Source organism: uncultured Halovibrio sp. (genome assembly GCF_913056445.1).
GTDB lineage: Bacteria > Pseudomonadota > Gammaproteobacteria > Pseudomonadales > Oleiphilaceae > Halospina > Halospina utahensis_B.
Window position 1 is genome coordinate 1 of the sequence record NZ_CAJXMA010000057.1, and the last position, 17,997, is coordinate 17,997.

16 protein-coding genes are annotated in these 17,997 nt (G+C 61.7%); 13 read left to right on the forward strand and 3 right to left on the reverse strand.

Translation table 11 applies throughout. The annotated features are described in order from the left end of the window. Positions 1 to 171: 171 nt before the first annotated feature. Complete coding sequence (locus QZ501_RS11030) at positions 172 to 1,044, reverse strand: NAD(P)-dependent oxidoreductase (protein WP_295719453.1); 873 nt, start codon at positions 1,042 to 1,044, stop codon at positions 172 to 174. A 68-nt stretch (positions 1,045 to 1,112) separates the two neighbouring features. After that, the gene (gene gltA, locus QZ501_RS11035) at positions 1,113 to 2,387 is read right to left on the reverse strand and encodes a citrate synthase (protein WP_160899158.1); all 1,275 of its coding nucleotides are present in this window, start codon (positions 2,385 to 2,387) and stop codon (positions 1,113 to 1,115) included. Between the two features lie 387 nt (positions 2,388 to 2,774). Between gltA and sdhC the strand changes: the two genes are divergently transcribed. From sdhC to rluB, 13 genes are all read left to right on the forward strand, one after another. Beyond that, positions 2,775 to 3,149: a succinate dehydrogenase, cytochrome b556 subunit gene (gene sdhC / locus QZ501_RS11040; RefSeq protein WP_160899159.1), complete on the forward strand. Its 375-nt coding sequence runs from the start codon at positions 2,775 to 2,777 to the stop codon at positions 3,147 to 3,149. Further along, on the forward strand, positions 3,143 to 3,490 hold the full coding sequence (gene sdhD / locus QZ501_RS11045; protein ID WP_295719459.1) for a succinate dehydrogenase, hydrophobic membrane anchor protein: 348 nt from the start codon (positions 3,143 to 3,145) through the stop codon (positions 3,488 to 3,490). The genes sdhC and sdhD overlap by 7 nt, the downstream gene beginning before the upstream one ends. 3 nt (positions 3,491 to 3,493) lie before the next feature. Next, a complete protein-coding gene (gene sdhA, locus QZ501_RS11050) occupies positions 3,494 to 5,266 on the forward strand; it encodes a succinate dehydrogenase flavoprotein subunit (protein WP_295719462.1) in 1,773 nt (590 codons plus the stop codon). A 15-nt stretch (positions 5,267 to 5,281) separates the two neighbouring features. Further along, positions 5,282 to 5,986, forward strand: a complete 705-nt coding sequence (locus QZ501_RS11055; protein WP_095616668.1) for a succinate dehydrogenase iron-sulfur subunit — start codon at positions 5,282 to 5,284, stop codon at positions 5,984 to 5,986. A 167-nt stretch (positions 5,987 to 6,153) separates the two neighbouring features. Continuing rightward, complete coding sequence (locus QZ501_RS11060; protein WP_295719464.1) at positions 6,154 to 8,991, forward strand: 2-oxoglutarate dehydrogenase E1 component; 2,838 nt, start codon at positions 6,154 to 6,156, stop codon at positions 8,989 to 8,991. A 26-nt stretch (positions 8,992 to 9,017) separates the two neighbouring features. Further along, complete coding sequence (gene odhB, locus QZ501_RS11065) at positions 9,018 to 10,310, forward strand: 2-oxoglutarate dehydrogenase complex dihydrolipoyllysine-residue succinyltransferase (RefSeq protein ID WP_295719466.1); 1,293 nt, start codon at positions 9,018 to 9,020, stop codon at positions 10,308 to 10,310. A gap of 29 nt (positions 10,311 to 10,339) precedes the next feature. Next, positions 10,340 to 11,782: a dihydrolipoyl dehydrogenase gene (gene lpdA, locus QZ501_RS11070; protein WP_160899163.1), complete on the forward strand. Its 1,443-nt coding sequence runs from the start codon at positions 10,340 to 10,342 to the stop codon at positions 11,780 to 11,782. 34 nt (positions 11,783 to 11,816) lie between these two features. Continuing rightward, complete coding sequence (gene sucC, locus QZ501_RS11075; RefSeq protein ID WP_295719469.1) at positions 11,817 to 12,986, forward strand: ADP-forming succinate--CoA ligase subunit beta; 1,170 nt, start codon at positions 11,817 to 11,819, stop codon at positions 12,984 to 12,986. Continuing rightward, on the forward strand, positions 12,983 to 13,855 hold the full coding sequence (gene sucD / locus QZ501_RS11080) for a succinate--CoA ligase subunit alpha (protein ID WP_160899164.1): 873 nt from the start codon (positions 12,983 to 12,985) through the stop codon (positions 13,853 to 13,855). Before sucC ends, sucD begins: the two co-directional genes overlap by 4 nt. Before the next feature lie 118 nt (positions 13,856 to 13,973). Continuing rightward, positions 13,974 to 15,191, forward strand: coding sequence for a tryptophan--tRNA ligase (locus tag QZ501_RS11085; protein ID WP_192497315.1), 1,218 nt, complete (start codon positions 13,974 to 13,976; stop codon positions 15,189 to 15,191). Further along, positions 15,188 to 16,015, forward strand: coding sequence for a ScpA family protein (locus QZ501_RS11090; RefSeq protein WP_151440511.1), 828 nt, complete (start codon positions 15,188 to 15,190; stop codon positions 16,013 to 16,015). The genes QZ501_RS11085 and QZ501_RS11090 overlap by 4 nt, the downstream gene beginning before the upstream one ends. Continuing rightward, complete coding sequence (gene scpB, locus QZ501_RS11095; protein ID WP_151440510.1) at positions 16,015 to 16,647, forward strand: SMC-Scp complex subunit ScpB; 633 nt, start codon at positions 16,015 to 16,017, stop codon at positions 16,645 to 16,647. The genes QZ501_RS11090 and scpB overlap by 1 nt, the downstream gene beginning before the upstream one ends. After that, positions 16,644 to 17,573, forward strand: coding sequence for a 23S rRNA pseudouridine(2605) synthase RluB (gene rluB / locus QZ501_RS11100; protein ID WP_295719473.1), 930 nt, complete (start codon positions 16,644 to 16,646; stop codon positions 17,571 to 17,573). The genes scpB and rluB overlap by 4 nt, the downstream gene beginning before the upstream one ends. Here rluB and QZ501_RS11105 read toward each other — a convergent pair. After that, positions 17,563 to 17,997, reverse strand: a 435-nt coding sequence (locus QZ501_RS11105; protein WP_295719476.1) for a GGDEF domain-containing protein, incomplete at its 5' end; no start/stop codon positions are given. The two genes, rluB and QZ501_RS11105, sit on opposite strands and share 11 nt — an antisense overlap.

Below are 17,997 nucleotides of genomic sequence, written 5' to 3' on the forward strand. Positions count from 1 at the left end.
CCTGAAAGCTCGTCGAACCCAATCCTTAACCAGAGTCAACGGGCGTGGGTTGATCCCGACGCCCGCTTTAGAGAAGCCTGCCTTGCAGGCGATCAAAGGTATCGCGAGCGAGGCTCGCTCCTACGGTGTATGTGGTAGGAGCCCGCCCCGCGGGCGATCCGTGGTACGGGGTCAGGAGTTTGCCCGCAGCCGCTCCAGAAGCGCTGAGGTATCCCAGCGTCCCCCGCCCAGGTTCTGCACGTCTGAGTAGAACTGGTCGACCAGTGCGGCAACGGGCAGGCTGGCGCCGTTGTTCCGGGCCTCCGCAATGCAGATGCCCAGGTCCTTGCGCATCCAGTCAACTGCAAAGCCGTGGTTGTACTCTCCCTCGATCATGGTCTGGGCGCGGTTATCCATCTGCCAGGACTGGGCCGCACCGCCACTGATGGCCTGCACAACCGATGCCGGGTCAAGCCCCGCCTCCTCGGCGAAATGAAGCCCTTCCGAGAGCCCCTGCAGAAGACCGGCGACGGTAATCTGGTTCACCATCTTGGTGAGCTGGCCATGACCCGCTCCCCCCATGTAATGCACGGCCTTGCCGTAGCAGTTGAGCACGGGGAGGGCCCGGTCGAAGGCGCCACGTTCGCCACCGCACATGATGGTCAGCTGGGCGTTTTCGGCACCCTTCTGGCCGCCGGAGACCGGCGCGTCCACCCAGCTGTGCCCGGCCTTGGCCGCCTGTTCCGCCAGTTCCCGGGTAACACTGGCTGACGCCGTGGTGTGGTCGATCAGAAGCGCGCCCTCAGGAGCATTAGCAATGATGCCGTACTCGCCGGTGTAGAGCGCTCTCAGATCCGGATCCGCCCCCACGCAGGTAACGACGGCATCCGCATCCACCACGGCCTGCCCAATACCTTCTGCGGTCTCGCCGGGGTAGTCGCGGGCCCAGTCCTGTGCCTTTTCCTCCGTGCGGTTGTAGACCCGCACACTGAATCCGTCATGCCGGGCCAGGTGCCCGGCCATGGGAAAACCCATGACCCCGAGTCCAATGAAAGCAATCTGCATGGGACGCTGCCTCCTCCTGTCTCCTGAAACGAGAAAACCCGCTCGGGAGCGGGTTTTCGGGGGTGCTGTTACTCGCTGGGATAGTCGCGCTTGGTATAGCCGCTGTAGAGCTGGCGCGGCCGACCGATGCGGTAGTTGCCGCTGACCATCTCGTTCCAGTGGGAGAACCAGCCAATCGTGCGCGAGAGCGCGAAGATCACTGTGAACATCGAGGTCGGGATGCCGATGGCCTTGAGGATGATCCCGGAGTAGAAGTCGACGTTCGGGTAGAGTTTGCGCTCAATGAAGTACTCGTCTTCCAGAGCGATCTGCTCGAGGCGCTGGGCAATCCGCAGCAGCGGGTCATTCTCAAGCCCCAGCTCCTGAAGTACCTCGTGGGCGGTGTCGCGCATAACCCGGGCGCGGGGATCAAAGTTCTTGTAGACCCGGTGGCCGAAGCCCATCAGGCGGAAGGGGTCGTCCTTGTCCTTGGCCCGCTCGACGCAGTGTTCGACGTTGGATTCATCACCGATCTCGTTGAGCATGTTCAGGACCGCCTCATTGGCACCGCCGTGTGCCGGCCCCCAGAGGGCTGCAATGCCCGCCGCGATGACCGCGAAGGGATTGGCGCCGGTGGAGCCCGCGAGGCGGACCGTTGAGGTGGAGGCGTTCTGCTCATGGTCCGCGTGCAGGATGAAGATCTTGTCCATGGCCTTGGCCAGGACCGGGTTCACCTTGTATTCCTCACAGGGTACGCCGAACATCATGTACAGGAAGTTCTCGGCATAGCCCAGATCGTTGCGCGGATACATGAAGGGCTGGCCGATCGAGTACTTGTAGCACATGGCCGCGATGGTCGGCATCTTGGCGATCAGACGGTGGGCCGCAACTTCGCGCTCGTGCACGTCGGTAAGGTCCATGGTGTCGTGATAGAAGGCGGAGAGTGCCCCGACCACGCCGACCATGATGGCCATCGGGTGCGCGTCGCGGCGGAACCCGTTGAAGAAATGGCTCATCTGGTCGTGGATCATGGTGTGATTGTTGACGGTGCGGCGGAAGCGTTCATTTTCTTCGGCGGTGGGGAGTTCGCCGTGGAGCAGCAGGTAACAGACTTCGAGGTAATCGGCGTTGTTGGCCAGCTGCTCGATGGGGTAGCCGCGATGCAGGAGAACCCCGTTCGCCCCGTCGATGAAGGTGATCTTCGATTCGCACGCGGCGGTGGAAACAAAACCGGGGTCGTAGGTGAACCAGCCTTCCGTGACCAGATTTCTCACATCAATCACATCAGGGCCCTGTGTACCGGAATAGACCGGAAGTTCCAGGGTTCGGCCTCCGACCGAAAGCGTTGCTTTCTCGTTGGACATGGTGTTCTCCTGTCAGTTCAGCAAACCAGTGCTGGAGATGACGCACAGCGAACCCAAGTATCGCAGAAGATTGACCCGGACGTCACGGATCAGGCGTCGGGGTGGGCCAGTCGGCGGGATCGCTTCTAACGCCTTCGCGGTTCGCGAAAATATAGGGCGGTGTTACCAATTGTCAATCTGTCTGTTACCTGCGGGCCGCTGGAGGTCCTCTTGCCGGTTTGTAATCACCGGGGGCAGTCTCTATAATTCCAAGCCCGTAGACGGGAGCCCGCCAGAGACGGCGGTTCTAACCCGCCCGCTGATCAGAACGATGATCCACCAACACACTGTGCCCGGCTGTCGGGGCCGACCGACACCGCCCGGCGCACCAGACAGGGGTCAGGAGCCGTGACGACCAAACGACCGGTTAACCTAGAAATCAGCACCATCCATTTTCCCATTCCCGCCATTGCCTCAATCCTGCATCGAATTAGCGGTATTGTGGCATTCGTCGGGATCGCATTCCTTCTCTATGGCCTCGACCAGTCACTGGCCGGTGAGGCCGGGTTCGCGGCCGTGGCGGAGCTCATGACGCACCCGCTGAGCAAGCTGGTGGTCTGGGGCACGCTATCGGCGCTTGCCTACCATCTGGTGGCGGGTATCCGTCACCTGGTCATGGATATGGGCGTTGGGGAGACGCTTGAGGGCGGTCGACTCAGCACCAAGATCACCTTTGTGGTCTCTGCCGTACTGATTGTTCTGCTGGGAGTCTGGATATGGTAAAGAGTGTCACCAACCTCGGGCGCACCGGTGCCTATGACTGGCTGATGCAGCGCGTATCAGCCGTGGTGCTGGCGCTGTATACCCTGTTTCTGACGGGGTTTGTGCTGGGGTCGTCCGATCTCGATTACGCACAGTGGGCCGGCCTGTTCGACCAGATGTGGATGCGCATCTTCAGCCTGCTGGCGCTGATCTCGCTGGGTATCCACTCGTGGGTCGGTCTCTGGACGGTCACTACCGATTACATCAAGCCGACAGCGCTGCGGTTTGTCATCCAGGCCGGCTGCGGGCTGATCATGTTTATCTACCTCGTCTGGGGTTTCGAGATTCTCTGGGGGCTCTGAATCATGTCCAATCTTAGAACCATGTCGTTTGATGCACTCGTGATCGGTGGTGGCGGTTCCGGTCTGCGGGCCGCGCAGCAGCTGACTCAGTCCGGCATCAACACAGCATGCATCTCGAAAGTCTTTCCGACCCGGTCGCATACCGTCTCCGCCCAGGGTGGCATTACCTGTGCCATTGCCAGTGCGGATCCGAACGATGACTGGCGTTGGCACATGTATGACACCGTTAAGGGCTCCGACTACATCGGGGATCAGGAAGCCATCGAGTACATGTGTTCCGTCGGCCCGCGTGCCGTCTATGAACTGGAGCACATGGGGCTGCCGTTCTCCCGTTTCGAGAATGGCCGTATCTACCAGCGGCCCTTCGGCGGTCAGTCCAAGGAATACGGCAAGGGCGGTCAGGCGGCGCGCACCTGCGCGGCAGCGGACCGTACCGGCCACGCACTGCTTCACACCCTCTACCAGGCGAACCTGCAGGGCGGCACCACCTTCCTGAATGAGTGGTATGCCGTCGATCTGGTGAAGAACCAGGATGGGCAGGTGGTGGGTGTCATCGCCATCGAGATGGAGACTGGCGAAGTCGTCTACATCAAGTCCAAGGCCACGGTACTGGCAACCGGCGGTGCTGGCCGCATCTACGCCTCCACCACCAACGCCCTGATCAACACCGGTGACGGCGTGGGCATGGCCCTGCGGGCCGGTATTCCGGTTCAGGATATGGAGATGTGGCAGTTCCACCCCACTGGTATCCATGGTGCGGGCACTCTGGTGACCGAGGGTTGCCGTGGCGAGGGCGGTTATCTGGTGAATTCGGAGGGCGAGCGCTTCATGGAAGGCTATGCCCCGAACGCCAAGGATCTGGCCGGCCGCGACGTTGTGGCCCGGTCCATGGTTCTGGAGATTCTGGAAGGCCGTGGTTGTGGCCCCAACAAGGACCATGTCTACCTCAAGCTCGACCACCTTGGCGAGGAGACACTGAATCTGCGCCTGCCGGGTATCCTGGAGCTTTCCCGGACCTTCGCGCATGCGGATCCGGTGAAGGAGCCGATTCCGGTGGTGCCGACCTGCCACTACATGATGGGCGGCCTGCCGACCAACATCGGCGGTCAGGTGATGACCCAGGACGCCAGTGGCAATGACCAGCCCATTGAAGGGCTCTTTGCCTGCGGTGAGGCGGCCTCGGTATCCGTACACGGTGCCAACCGCCTGGGCGGCAACTCCCTGCTGGATCTGGTGGTGTTCGGCCGTGCCGCGGGCCTGCAGATCGAAAAGCAGCTGCGCGAGGGCGGCGACGCCATGGAGGCGAGTGAAAGCGACATCGAGCGCGCCATGGCGCGTCTGGATCGCCTCAACAGTGGTGAGGGCACCGAGCGTGTCTACGATGTCAAGAAGGAACTCCAGGACACCATGCAGCTTTACTTCGGGGTTTTCCGCGATGGCGAACCCATGGAGAAAGGCCTCAGAATTCTGGATGAGATCGGCGAAAAGATCCGCAACACGAAACTCGAGGACACCAGCAACGCCTTCAACACCGCCCGTGTCGAAGCGCTGGAACTGGAAAACCTCTACGAGGTTGCGTACGCAACGGCGGTATCAGCCATTGAGCGGCGTGAAAGCCGTGGCGCCCACGCGCGGAACGACTACACCGAGCGTGACGATGAACAGTGGCTGAAGCACTCCATCTACTTCCCGCTTGAAAAGCGGTTGGGGCAGCGTGAGGTCAACTTTGCGCCGCGCTCGATGGATGCATTCCCGCCGACAGTCCGGAAGTACTAATAAAGAGGTGTTGTGATGCTGGTCAGTCTCTATCGATACAATCCTGAAACGGACAATGTGCCGTACATGCAGGACGTCGAAGTTGAGCTTCCGGAAGGCAAGGATCTGATGGTTCTCGACGTGCTGCACATGATCAAGGAGGATGATGTCAGTGTGGCATTCCGTCGTTCCTGCCGTGAGGGCGTCTGCGGCTCGGACGGGATGAATATCAACGGCATGAACCGGCTGGCGTGCGTCACGCCGGTGTCGGAAGTTGTTAAGAATAACAAGCTGGTACTGCGCCCGCTGCCGGGGCTGCCCGTGGTACGGGACCTGGTGGTGGACATGTCGATCTTCTACCAGCAGTACGAGAGGATCCAGCCGTACCTGATCAATGATAATCCGGAGCCCGCCATCGAGCGTCTCCAGTCCCCCGAGGACCGGGAGAAACTCGACGGGCTCTATGAGTGTATTCTATGCGCCTGCTGCTCAACGGCCTGCCCGTCGTTCTGGTGGAACCCGGACAAGTTCGTTGGCCCTGCTGGGCTGCTGCAGGCGTATCGTTTTCTGGCGGACAGCCGTGATACGGCGACCGCGGAACGTCTCGATAATCTGGATGACCCGTTCAGTGTATTCCGCTGCCGCGGGATCATGAACTGTGTGAGTGTCTGCCCCAAAGGACTGAACCCGACACGTGCAATCGGCCATATCCGTACTATGCTGATGCAGCGCACAACCTGATTATTGCGACACAGTTCACGCCAGAAGACGCTCAGGGCGGCCCGCAGGCCGCCCTTGGTTAATGCGCGTCACGGCAACACCGTGTCGCGCAAGGGCACGCGGCCGGAGCTCAAAAGGCCAGGGCCGCGTTTGCTGACACGAAGTCCAGTCAGAGGCGAGCGAGTGCCATGCATGAAAGCATAATGGAGCAGCTGTGGCGGACGTCCCACCTGCAGGGTGGGAATCTGGCTTACGTTGAGGATCTGTTCGAAACCTACCTCAAGGATCCCAACGGCGTTCCGGAAGAATGGCGGCGTTATTTTGACCAGCTTCCGGGAATACCAGGCGACCACAGACCCGATGTTCCACACCGAGAAATCCGAGACCAGTTCCGATACATTGCCCAGAACCAGCGCCGTTACTCTCCCGCCCAGGGCGCTCCCTCTTCCATCTCCAAGGCCGAAGAAAAGCAGGTCCGCGTTCTCCAGCTGATCAATGCCTATCGTTTCCGTGGCCATCAGAATGCGGACCTGGATCCCCTTGGGCTGCTGAACCGGCCCAAAGTGAAGGATCTCGATTTCCGCTATCACGAGCTGGATGATGACGATCTGGATGTGGAATACCAGACCGGGTCGCTGTTCTTCGGCTCTGAGCGGATGAAGCTGCGGGATATCATCGATGGGCTGGAGCGCACCTACTGCAGTACCGTGGGCGCCGAGTACATGCACATCGTGGATACCACGGTGAAGCGTTGGTTCCAGCATCGGCTGGAGAGCGTGAAGTCGCACCCCAACTATGAGACGAAAACCCGGCTGAACCTGCTGGAGCGGCTCAACGCTTCCGAAGGTCTGGAGAAGTATCTTGGTTCCAAGTACCCGGGGACCAAGCGGTTTGGGCTTGAAGGCGCGGAATCGCTCACACCCTGTGTCAGCGAGCTCATCCAGCGCGCCGGTTCCTACGGGGCGCGCGAGATTGTCATTGGCATGGCCCACCGGGGCCGGCTCAACATCCTGGTCAATACCCTCGGGAAGAACCCCAGGGAGCTGTTTGATGAGTTTGACGGCAAGGTGACCATGGACGAGGGCTCAGGGGACGTGAAATACCACCAGGGCTTCTCCTCCAACGTGATGACCCCCGGTGGCGAGGTCCACCTGGCGCTGGCCTTCAACCCGTCGCACCTGGAGATCGTGACCCCGGTAGTGAGCGGCTCAGTCCGTGCACGCCAGGCACGCCGCGAGGATGAGACGGGGCAGCAGGTGCTGCCGATCGCGATCCATGGTGATGCGGCCTTTGCCGGCCAGGGCGTGGTCATGGAGAGCCTCCAGATGTCCCTGACACGGGGCTTCGGCATTGGCGGCACCGTTCACATCGTGGTCAATAACCAGATCGGGTTCACCACCAGCCATCGCCTGGACGCGCGCTCAACGGAGTACTGCACCGATGTGGCGAAGATGGTCCAGGCGCCGATCCTGCATGTGAATGGCGATGATCCCGAGGCGGTGCTCTATGTGACCCAGCTCGCCATGGATTACCGCAACGAGTTCGGCCAGGACGTTGTCATTGACCTGGTGTGCTACCGCCGGCGCGGCCATAACGAGGCGGATGAGCCTTCCGCCACGCAGCCGCGGATGTACGAGAAGATCCGGAATCACCCCACGACCCGTGACCTGTATGTGAAGCAGCTCGTCAATGACGGGACCATCCAGGAGCAGGACGCCAAGAAGCTGTTCGAGGAGTACCGCGATAAGCTGGACAACGGCGACCATGTGGTGGACGCCCTGGTCAAGGAACCCAATACCGATCTCTACGTGGACTGGACACCCTACCTGGGTCATGAATGGACGGCGCGGTGCAAGACCAGCGTACCCATGAAGACCCTGCAGGCGCTGGGCCGCCGGATCTCGACGGTACCGGAAGGATTCACGGTGCAACGCCAGGTCAAGAAGATCATGGAGGACCGCGGCAAGATGACGCAGGGCGCGTTACCGTTGAACTGGGGTTACGCGGAAACGATGGCGTACGCCACGCTGCTGAACGAGGGGCATCCGATCCGCTTCACCGGCCAGGATTCACGCCGCGGCACCTTTTCGCACCGTCATGCGGTCCTGCACAACCAGAAGGACGGCAGCGAATACGTGCCGCTTGAGCACGTCCGGGATGACCAGCCGCGCTTCGAGATCTACGACTCTCTGCTCTCCGAGGCGGCAGCAGTGGGTTTTGAATACGGTTATGCCACGACCACGCCCACAACGCTGACCATCTGGGAAGCGCAGTTCGGTGACTTCGTCAATGGCGCGCAGGTGGTGGTTGACCAGTTCATCACCAGTGGTGAGCACAAGTGGGGTCGGCTCTGCGGGCTGACCCTGCTTCTTCCCCATGGCTATGAGGGCCAGGGGCCCGAGCATTCTTCCGCGCGACTTGAGCGGTTCCTGCAGCTTTCAGCGGAGCACAACATCCAGGTCTGCGTTCCGACCACGCCGTCCCAGGTGTTCCACATGCTCCGCCGTCAGGTGAAACGGCCTCTGCGCAAGCCGTTGATCGCGCTGACGCCTAAGAGCCTGCTGCGTCACAAGGAGGCGGTGTCCTCGCTGGACGACCTGTGTGAGGGCACTTTCCGCACAGTCCTGCCTCCGAAGGAAATGCCGGACCCGCGGAAAGTTAACCGTTTGATCATGTGCAGCGGCAAGGTCTATTACGACCTGCTTGAGAGGCAGCGTTCCGACGGGCGGGAAGACACGCTGATCGTGCGGATCGAACAGCTCTATCCGTTCCCGCACGATGATCTGGATGCGGTGCTGGCACCCTATACCGGCATCGAGACCGCGGTCTGGTGCCAGGAGGAGCCCATGAACCAGGGCGCCTGGTATTCCAGTCAGCACCACATGCGGCATGCACTGGATCGCACCAGGAAGAAGCCGAGACTGCAGTACGCGGGGCGCAAGGCGTCGGCAGCGCCAGCCTCTGGTTATCCAAGCGTACACGCCCAGGAACAGAAACAACTCGTTGAAGACGCATTCTCCGTCTGACGGGTACTGACAAGTAAGGAAGAGCAATGACAACAGATATCCAAGCTCCGGTTTTTCCCGAATCAGTTGCGGAAGGCACGATCGCTACCTGGCACAAGAAACCCGGCGAACAGTGCGAGCGGGATGAGCTGATCGTCGATATCGAGACCGACAAGGTGGTGCTCGAGGTCGTGGCTCCCGGCGACGGTGTCATCAAGGAGATCGTCAAGGACGAGGGCGATACCGTTGAGAGTGGCGAAGTGATCGGGAAGTTCGCGGAAGGCGAGTCCGGTTCCGCCAGCAGCGGTGACGCGAAGGAGGAGTCTGAGGGCGGCGCCAGCGACGAATCCGCCGCCAGGGAAGAGCCAGCCCCCGAACAACCGGCCGCGGCCGATGACAAGGGCGAGGACAGTGGCGAGGAGCCGTTGGTCAGCCCGGCCGCGAAGAAGATGGCGGAAGAAAAGGGCGTTGATCTGTCGAAGGTCGAGGCCACCGGTAAGGGCGGCCGCGTGCTGAAGGAAGACGTTCAGCGCGCTGCGGATCAGAAAGGCAGTGAACCGGCGCCCGCCGCGAAAAGCAGTGGCGGCGCAGGCCAGTCGGCCGCCCCCGAGGCACCGGCCGGCAGCATGCCGCAGGGTGAACGCCCCGAGAAGCGCGTGCCGATGACCCGCATGCGCGCCAGCATCGCCAAGCGACTGGTGGATGTGCAGCAGACCACGGCCATGCTCACCACGTTCAACGAGGTGAATATGCAGCCGATCATGGACATCCGTCAGCAGTACAAGGAGTCCTTTGAGAAGCGCCATGGCGTTAAGCTCGGTTTCATGGGCTTTTTCGTGAAAGCGGCGACTGAAGCCCTCAAACGTTTCCCCGCGGTCAACGCCTCCATCGACGGCAATGAAATGGTCTATCACGGCTACCAGGATGTGGGTATCGCCGTTTCCACAGACCGGGGCCTGGTGGTGCCGGTGCTGCGTGACGCGGATGCACTCTCGGTCGCCGACGTGGAGCAGGGCATCAACACATTCGGCCAGAAGGCGCGGGACGGCAAGCTCACCATCGAGGAGATGACCGGTGGTACCTTCTCGATCACCAATGGCGGTATTTTCGGGTCGCTGATTTCGACGCCGATCCTGAACCCGCCACAGACGGCGATCCTTGGCATGCACAAGATTCAGGAGCGCCCTATGGCCGTCAACGGCGAGGTTAAGGTGCTGCCGATGATGTATCTGGCACTGTCCTACGACCATCGTATGATTGACGGTAAGGAAGCTGTGCAGTTTCTTGTGACAATCAAGGAGCTGCTTGAGGATCCGGCGCGGATTCTTCTGGACGTCTGACAACGAATCACTGGAAAGCAGGAAATACTATGTCCCAAGACTATGACGTCATCGTTATCGGCTCCGGCCCCGGCGGCTATGTGGCAGCGATCCGCGCCGGGCAGCAGGGAATGAACGTCGCCTGTGTCGAAGGCTGGAAGGACGACAAGGGCGACCAGGTGCTGGGCGGCACCTGCCTGAACGTGGGCTGTATCCCGTCCAAGTCGCTGCTTGAAACCTCCCATAAGTACGAGGAGGCGAAACACGGCTTCGAGAAGCAGGGCCTGAAGATCAAGGAGCTCGATGTCGATATCGAGCAGATGATGAAGAACAAGAACGAGATCGTCGGTAATCTGACCGGCGGTATCGCGGGGCTGTTCAAGTCCAACGGGGTTACCTCCATTCATGGCTGGGGCCGCGTGCTCAACAGCAAACAGGTGGAAGTAACCGACCTCAAGGGCAACAAGAGCACCTATGGGGCCAAGAACATCATCATCGCCACCGGTTCGCGCCCGATCGAGATTCCGCCGGCGCCGATGAAGGAAGGCAAGATCGTCGACAGCGAAGGCGCGCTGGAGTTTGATGAGGTGCCCAAGCGTGTCGGCGTAATTGGTGCCGGCGTCATCGGCCTCGAACTCGGCAGCGTCTGGAATCGTCTCGGGTCCGAAGTCACCATGCTGGAAGCTCAGGATACCTTCCTGGCCGGCGTGGATCAGGCCATCGCCAAGGATGCCCATAAGAGCTTCAAGAAGCAGGGCCTGGACATCCGCCTCAAGTGCCGCGTGACCAAGACCGAGGTGAAGCGCAACCTGGTCTACGTCACCTATGAGGACGGCGATGGTAACGAGCAGCAGATCAAGTGCGACAAGCTCATCGTTGCTGTCGGCCGCACCCCGAACACGGAAAAGCTGTTCTCGTCCGACTCCGGTGTGGATCTGGACGAGCGCGGCTTCGTGGCCGTGGACGACGAGTGCCAGACCAACGTGCCCGGCATCTATGCCATCGGCGACGTGGTGCGCGGGCCGATGCTGGCGCACAAGGCCTCGGAAGAGGGCATGATGGTGGTGGATCGGATCGCCGGCTATGCGACTGAGGTCAATTACGACTGCATTCCCAACGTGGTCTACACCCATCCGGAGCTGGCCTGGGTCGGCAAGACCGAGGAAGAGCTCAAGTCCGAGGGTGAGCCCTACAAGGTCGGCGCCTTCCCCTTTGCGGCGAACGGCCGGGCCATGGCTGCCAACGCAACCGAGGGCCAGGTGCGGATCATCGCCCACGAGGAGACCGACCGGATACTGGGTATGCACGTTGTCGGACCCCAGGCCTCCGAGATCATTGCCCAGGGCGTGATCGCGATGGAGTTCGGCTCCAGTGCCGAGGACCTGGCCCTGACCTGCTTTGCGCATCCGACGCTGTCCGAATCCGTCCATGAGGCGGCACTGGGTGTGGACGGCATGGCGATTCACAAGGCAAATCGGCGCCGGAAGAAATGACCGGCGCAATCTCCAACACAACAGGTTGTGATCTATGAATCTGCACGAATATCAGAGCAAACAGCTCTTTGGGGAGTACGGCCTGCCCGTCTCCGAGGGCGTGGCCTGTTCCAACGCTGATGAAGCGGTGGCAGCTGCCGACAAGATCGGCGGTGACGGCTGGGTGGTCAAGGCCCAGGTGCACGCGGGTGGCCGCGGCAAAGCCGGCGGGGGGAAGCTGGCCAAGTCAAAGGACGAGATCCGTGCCTTTGCCGACCAGTGGCTGGGTGAACGCCTGGTGACCTTCCAGACGGATGAGAAGGGCCAGCCGGTCAACCGGATCCTGGTCGAGTCCCTGACCGACATCAACCAGGAACTCTATCTGGGCGCGGTCGTGGATCGCGGCTCTCGCCGGATCGTCTTCATGGCCTCCACCGAGGGTGGTGTCGAGATCGAGAAAGTCGCCGAGGAAACCCCGGAAAAGATCCTCAAGGCAACGGTTGACCCGCTGGTGGGCGCGCAGCCCTATCAGGCGCGTGAGCTGGCTTTCGGACTGGGCCTTCAGGGTGACCAGATCAAGCAGTTCACGAAGATCTTCCTGGGGCTGGCTAAGCTGTTCGAGGACAAGGATCTGGCGCTGATCGAGATCAACCCGCTGGTGATCACCGATCAGGGCAACCTGCACTGCCTGGACGCCAAGGTGGGCGCGGACGACAACGCCATGTACCGCCAGAAGCAGCTTGCCGAGATGCGCGACCTCTCCCAGGAGGACGAGCGCGAAGCGCATGCGGCCGAGTGGGACCTCAACTATGTGGCGCTCGATGGCAACATCGGCTGCATGGTTAACGGCGCCGGTCTCGCCATGGGCACCATGGACATCATCAAGCACCACGGTGGCCAGCCGGCCAACTTCCTGGACGTCGGCGGTGGCGCGACCAAGGAGCGCGTGGCCGAGGCGTTCAAGATCATCCTTTCCGATGACACCGTGAAGGCCGTTCTGGTCAATATCTTCGGTGGTATCGTGCGGTGCGACATGATCGCCGAGGGCATCATGGGTGCGGTTGAAGAGGTGGGCGTTACGGTTCCCGTGGTGGTCCGCCTTGAGGGCAACAACGCCGAGAACGGACGCCAGAAGCTGGCAGACAGCGGCCTCAACATCATCGCGGCAAGCAGTCTGACCCAAGCCGCCGAAAAAGTCGTTGCCGCAGCCGGAGGTGAAGCATGAGTGTACTGGTGAACAAGGAAACAAAGGTGATCTGCCAGGGCTTCACCGGGGCCCAGGGGACCTTTCACAGCGAGCAGGCGCTGGAGTACGGTACCAATCTGGTCGGCGGCGTGAGCCCGGGCAAGGGCGGCACCGAGCATCTGGGGCTGCCCGTTTTCAATACGGTGCGCGAAGCGGTTCAGAAGACCGGCGCGACCGCGACCGTGATCTACGTGCCCGCCCCCTTCTGTAAGGATGCGGTGGTCGAGGCAGCGGATGCCGGCATTGAGCTGGTGGTCTGCATCACTGAGGGCATCCCGACGCTGGATATGCTCTACGTGAAGGAATACGTGGATCGCAAGGGTGTGCGCATGATCGGCCCGAACTGCCCCGGCGTCATCACGCCTGAGCAGTCGAAGATCGGCATCATGCCCGGCTACATCCACAAGCCCGGCAAGGTTGGCATCATCTCGCGCTCCGGTACGCTGACCTACGAAGCGGTCAAGCAGACCACTGACTACGGCTTTGGCCAGTCCACCTGTGTGGGCATCGGCGGCGACCCGATTCCCGGTTCCAACTTCATCGACATGCTCGAGCTGTTTGAGAAGGATCCGGAGACCGAGGCCATCGTCATGATCGGTGAGATCGGTGGTACCGCTGAGGAAGAGGCGGCTGCCTACATCAAGGAGAACGTGAGCAAGCCGGTGGTTTCCTACATCGCGGGCGTGACCGCGCCTCCCGGTAAGCGGATGGGCCACGCCGGTGCCATCATTGCCGGTGGCAAGGGCACGGCGGACGAGAAGTTCAGCGCCCTGCACGATGCGGGCGTGCATACTGTGCGCAGCCTGGCCGACATCGGCAAGGCCATCAAGGAGGCGACGGGCTGGTAAGACTGCCGGCCTGTACGCGCCATAAAGCCGACCTGCGGGTCGGCTTTTTTCGTTGATTAACCCATGAACGTTTCGTGCGTATAATCATGCCAGACCCTGAACCAATGAGGAGACCGGATTGACTTCCGTTGAACCCCAGCAACGCATCCTTTCAGGGATGCGGCCCACAGGCCGGCTTCATCTGGGCCACTATCACGGTGTACTGGCCAACTGGGCCCAGCTCCAGCACGAGTATGAGTGCTTCTTCTTCGTGGCGGACTGGCATGCGCTGACCACCATGTACGAGGATCCGTTCACCATTGAGGAGAGCATCTGGGACATGGTGATCGATTGGCTGGCGGCGGGCGTCAATCCGGGGTCCTCGACCCTGTTCATCCAGTCCCATGTGCCGGAGCATGCGGAGCTGCACCTGCTGCTGTCGATGATCACGCCCCTGGGCTGGCTGGAGCGGGTGCCGTCCTTCAAGGACCAGCAGGAGAAGCTCAAGGAAAAGGATCTGGCGACCTATGGGTTCCTCGGGTATCCATTGCTCCAGAGCGCGGATATCCTGATGTACCGGGCGGGGCAGGTGCCCGTGGGCGCCGACCAGGTTTCCCACGTGGAGATTACGCGGGAAGTGGCGCGGCGGTTCAACCACCTGTATGGCCGTGATCCGGGCTTTGAGGAACAGGCCGAGGCGGCGATTGCCAAGATGGGCAAGAAGAACGCCAAACTCTACCGCAGCCTGCGCCGTCGCTTCCTGGAGCAGGGCGATGAGGAGGCGCTGGAAACGGCCCGGGCGCTGCTCAAGGAGCAGCAGAATATCTCGATCGGGGATCGCGAGCGGCTCTACGGCTACATCGAGGGTGGCGGCAAGGTGATCCTGCCGGAACCCCAGGAGTTGCTGACCCCTGAGGCTCGGCTGCCGGGAACGGACGGGCAGAAGATGTCCAAGTCCTACGGCAACACCATCTTCATGCGTGAGGAGCCGGATTCGGTCAGCCAGAAGATCCGGACCATGCAGACAGACCCGGCACGGGTGCGGCGCAGCGATCCGGGAGACCCGGAAAAGTGCCCGGTTTGGGACCTGCACAAGATCTATTCCGACGACAGTACCCGAGAATGGGTCTGGAACGGCTGTCGCAACGCGGGCATCGGCTGTATCGATTGCAAGAAACCGCTCGAGGAGAAGGTGATCGAGGAGCAGAAGGACTTCCGGGAACGCGGCCGCGAATACGAGAATAACCCGGACCTGGTGCGCTCAATCCTGGACGAAGGCCGTGAGCGGGCTCGCGATGCCGCACGGGATACCCTGCAGGAAGTCCGGCGCGTTATGGGGCTGGAATACCGTCGATGACCACGGAAGCGGAAACCGGCACCGAGGGGGAGCAGGTCTCGCCCGATCGGGAGGCGCTGGCAAGGGTGGCCGGCGAACCGGTCCATGATCTGCCCCAGGACCTCTACATCCCGCCGGATGCATTGGAGGTCTTCCTGGATGCCTTTGAGGGTCCTCTGGACCTTCTGCTGTATCTGATCCGGCGGCAGAATATGGACATTCTGGACGTGGATGTCAGCGCGATCACCGATCAGTACATCGATTACATCGCGCTCATGGAGGCGATGCGGTTTGAGCTGGCGGCGGAGTACCTGGTGATGGCGGCCACCCTGGCCGAGATCAAATCCCGCATGCTGCTGCCACGTCAGACCGAGGAAGAGGAAGAGGAGCACGACCCGAGAGCCGAGCTCATCCGTCGTCTTCAGGAGTACGAGCGCTACAAGATGGCGGCTGAAGACATTGACGCGTTGCCGCGGCGGGACCGGGACTTCCATCTGGCGGGAGCGAAACCCCCGGAAATGCCCGAACGCCAGGTCCATCCGGATGTAAGCCTGCGGGAGATGCTGCTGGCGCTGAGGGGGGTGCTGGAGCGCGCGGATCTGTACGAGCACCATCAGGTCGAGCGCGAGCAGCTATCCACCCGGGAACGGATGGCCAGTATTCTGGATCAGCTGTCCGGCGACAGCTTTGTGCGTTTTGAGACGCTGTTTTCACCGGAAGAGGGCCGCCTGGGTGTGGTCGTGAGCTTTATTGCCACTCTGGAGCTGATTCGTGAGCAGCTGGTGGAGGTGGTGCAGTCGGAGCCGCTGGCGCCGTTGCATATCCGTGCGAGAGGGAGTGCCTGATGGACGAGGAGAGCATCGACCAGGTTCAGCGCATTGTCGAAGGCGCCCTTATGGCGGCCGGAAAGCCGCTCAGTGTGGATCAGCTGCAGGCTCTGTTCGACGAACATGAGCAACCCACACGCACGGTTCTGGAACACGTGCTTTCACTGATTGAGCACGCCTGTGAGGGGCGGGGGTTTGAGCTCAGGAAAGTGGCCTCCGGGTGGCGCTTCCAGGTGCGGGAATCGCTTTCGCCCTGGGTGAGCCGTCTCTGGGAGGAGAAACCCCAGCGCTATTCGCGCGCCCTGCTGGAGACGCTGGCACTGATCGCCTATCGCCAGCCCGTCACCCGGGGCGAGATCGAGGAGGTGCGCGGGGTCACGGTGAATACCAACATCATCCGGACCCTGCTGGACCGTGAATGGATCCGGGTGGTGGGCCAGCGTGATGTGCCGGGCCGCCCCTCGATGTACGCGACGACGAAACAGTTCCTGGACTACTTCAACCTGCAGTCACTGGACGAACTGCCCAGCCTTGCGGAGGTCCGTGATCTCGAGACCATCAGCCGCGAGGTGGAAGACCGGCTTCAGGAAGAGCTGGCACTGGACGAATCCAACGGCAATTCCCAAGAGGATGCGGAGACGAATGAATGAGTGATTCCGGTCACACCCCCAACGAGACCGGCGAGCGTCTCCAGAAGCTGCTGGCGCGTGCCGGCCTGGGGTCAAGGCGGGCCATTGAAGGCTGGATCAGCCAGGGGCGCGTGCAGATCAATGGCGAGGTGGCCCAGCTGGGCGCCCGGGCTACCGCACAGGATGAGGTGCTTGTGGACGGGCGCAGCGTGGACCTTGGCGCGGCGGCCTCACCCACCAGGCGGGTCATCGTTTACAACAAGCCCGAAGGCGAGGTGACCACCCGGGATGACCCGGAGGGGCGGCCCACGGTCTTCGATCGCCTGCCGCGGCTCACCGGGGAACGCTGGATTGCCGTGGGACGTCTGGACATTTCCACCAGCGGGCTTCTGCTGTTCACAACAGACGGGGAGCTGGCCAACCGTCTGATGCATCCCTCCTGGCAGGTGGACCGTGAGTACGCCGTGCGTATTTTCGGTCAAGTGGACGATGATATGGCCGAACGTCTGGTCAACGGCGTGACGCTTGAGGATGGCGAGGCCCGTTTCACGGATCTCGTGTACTGGGGCGGCACCGGTCACAACCACTGGTACTACGTGGCCATCATGGAAGGGCGTAACCGTGAGGTGCGGCGGCTCTGGGAGTCCCAGGGGGTGCAGGTGTCACGGCTCAAGCGCGTCCGTCATGGTCCGATCTTTCTGCCCAGCCGGCTGAGTGCCGGGCGCTGGGAGGAGCTTGAGCAGGCGGATGTGGATACGCTCAGTGATTCCGTCGGGCTTGATCGGGTGCCCGTCAAATCTCCGACACCCACGGAAAAGCACCGGCTGCGCCGCCTCAAGCGCAAGCGGCCGTCCAGGCCCGATGATCGGAGGTCCGCCAAGCCTGCAGAGAAAGGGCGTGGCGGCACCAAAGGTCGCCAGGGAAAGGGGCGCCGCTCTAGAGGCTGACGGCGTTATCCACGCCCTCAGTGCCCTCGCCGGCAATCCGGACCCTGTCGCGACCGCTGTTCTTGGCGGCGTACAGGGCGCTGTCCGCCGCCCTCAGGAGATCATCCACGCTGTCATCACCGCCCAGCGTGGCAACTCCGATGGATGCGGTGATCGAAAGGGCCCGCTCAGCGTACTGCATGGGCTTTTCCCGAAACGCTCGCCGCAGCCGCTCCGCTACCAGATGGGCGGCTTCCTGGGCCGTATGGGGCAGTACAACGGCGAATTCCTCGCCACCATAACGGAACCCCTGGTCGCAGGAGCGGATCTGGGTTTCGATCCGTTCGCCGACCAGTCCGAGGATCTCATCGCCGGCCGCGTGGCCGAGGGTGTCATTGATCTGCTTGAAGTGGTCCAGGTCCACCAGCAGCAGGCTCAGTGGCTG

Coding starts and splice junctions, on each gene's coding strand:
- QZ501_RS11030 (WP_295719453.1), bottom strand. CDS start 1,044: ATGCAGATTGCTTTCATTGGACTCGGGGTCATGGGTTTTCCCATGGCC.
- sdhA (WP_295719462.1), top strand. CDS start 3,494: ATGTCCAATCTTAGAACCATGTCGTTTGATGCACTCGTGATCGGTGGT.
- sucD (WP_160899164.1), top strand. CDS start 12,983: ATGAGTGTACTGGTGAACAAGGAAACAAAGGTGATCTGCCAGGGCTTC.
- QZ501_RS11055 (WP_095616668.1), top strand. CDS start 5,282: ATGCTGGTCAGTCTCTATCGATACAATCCTGAAACGGACAATGTGCCG.
- QZ501_RS11060 (WP_295719464.1), top strand. CDS start 6,154: ATGCATGAAAGCATAATGGAGCAGCTGTGGCGGACGTCCCACCTGCAG.
- rluB (WP_295719473.1), top strand. CDS start 16,644: ATGAGTGATTCCGGTCACACCCCCAACGAGACCGGCGAGCGTCTCCAG.
- odhB (WP_295719466.1), top strand. CDS start 9,018: ATGACAACAGATATCCAAGCTCCGGTTTTTCCCGAATCAGTTGCGGAA.
- scpB (WP_151440510.1), top strand. CDS start 16,015: ATGGACGAGGAGAGCATCGACCAGGTTCAGCGCATTGTCGAAGGCGCC.
- QZ501_RS11090 (WP_151440511.1), top strand. CDS start 15,188: ATGACCACGGAAGCGGAAACCGGCACCGAGGGGGAGCAGGTCTCGCCC.
- lpdA (WP_160899163.1), top strand. CDS start 10,340: ATGTCCCAAGACTATGACGTCATCGTTATCGGCTCCGGCCCCGGCGGC.
- sucC (WP_295719469.1), top strand. CDS start 11,817: ATGAATCTGCACGAATATCAGAGCAAACAGCTCTTTGGGGAGTACGGC.
- gltA (WP_160899158.1), bottom strand. CDS start 2,387: ATGTCCAACGAGAAAGCAACGCTTTCGGTCGGAGGCCGAACCCTGGAA.
- sdhD (WP_295719459.1), top strand. CDS start 3,143: ATGGTAAAGAGTGTCACCAACCTCGGGCGCACCGGTGCCTATGACTGG.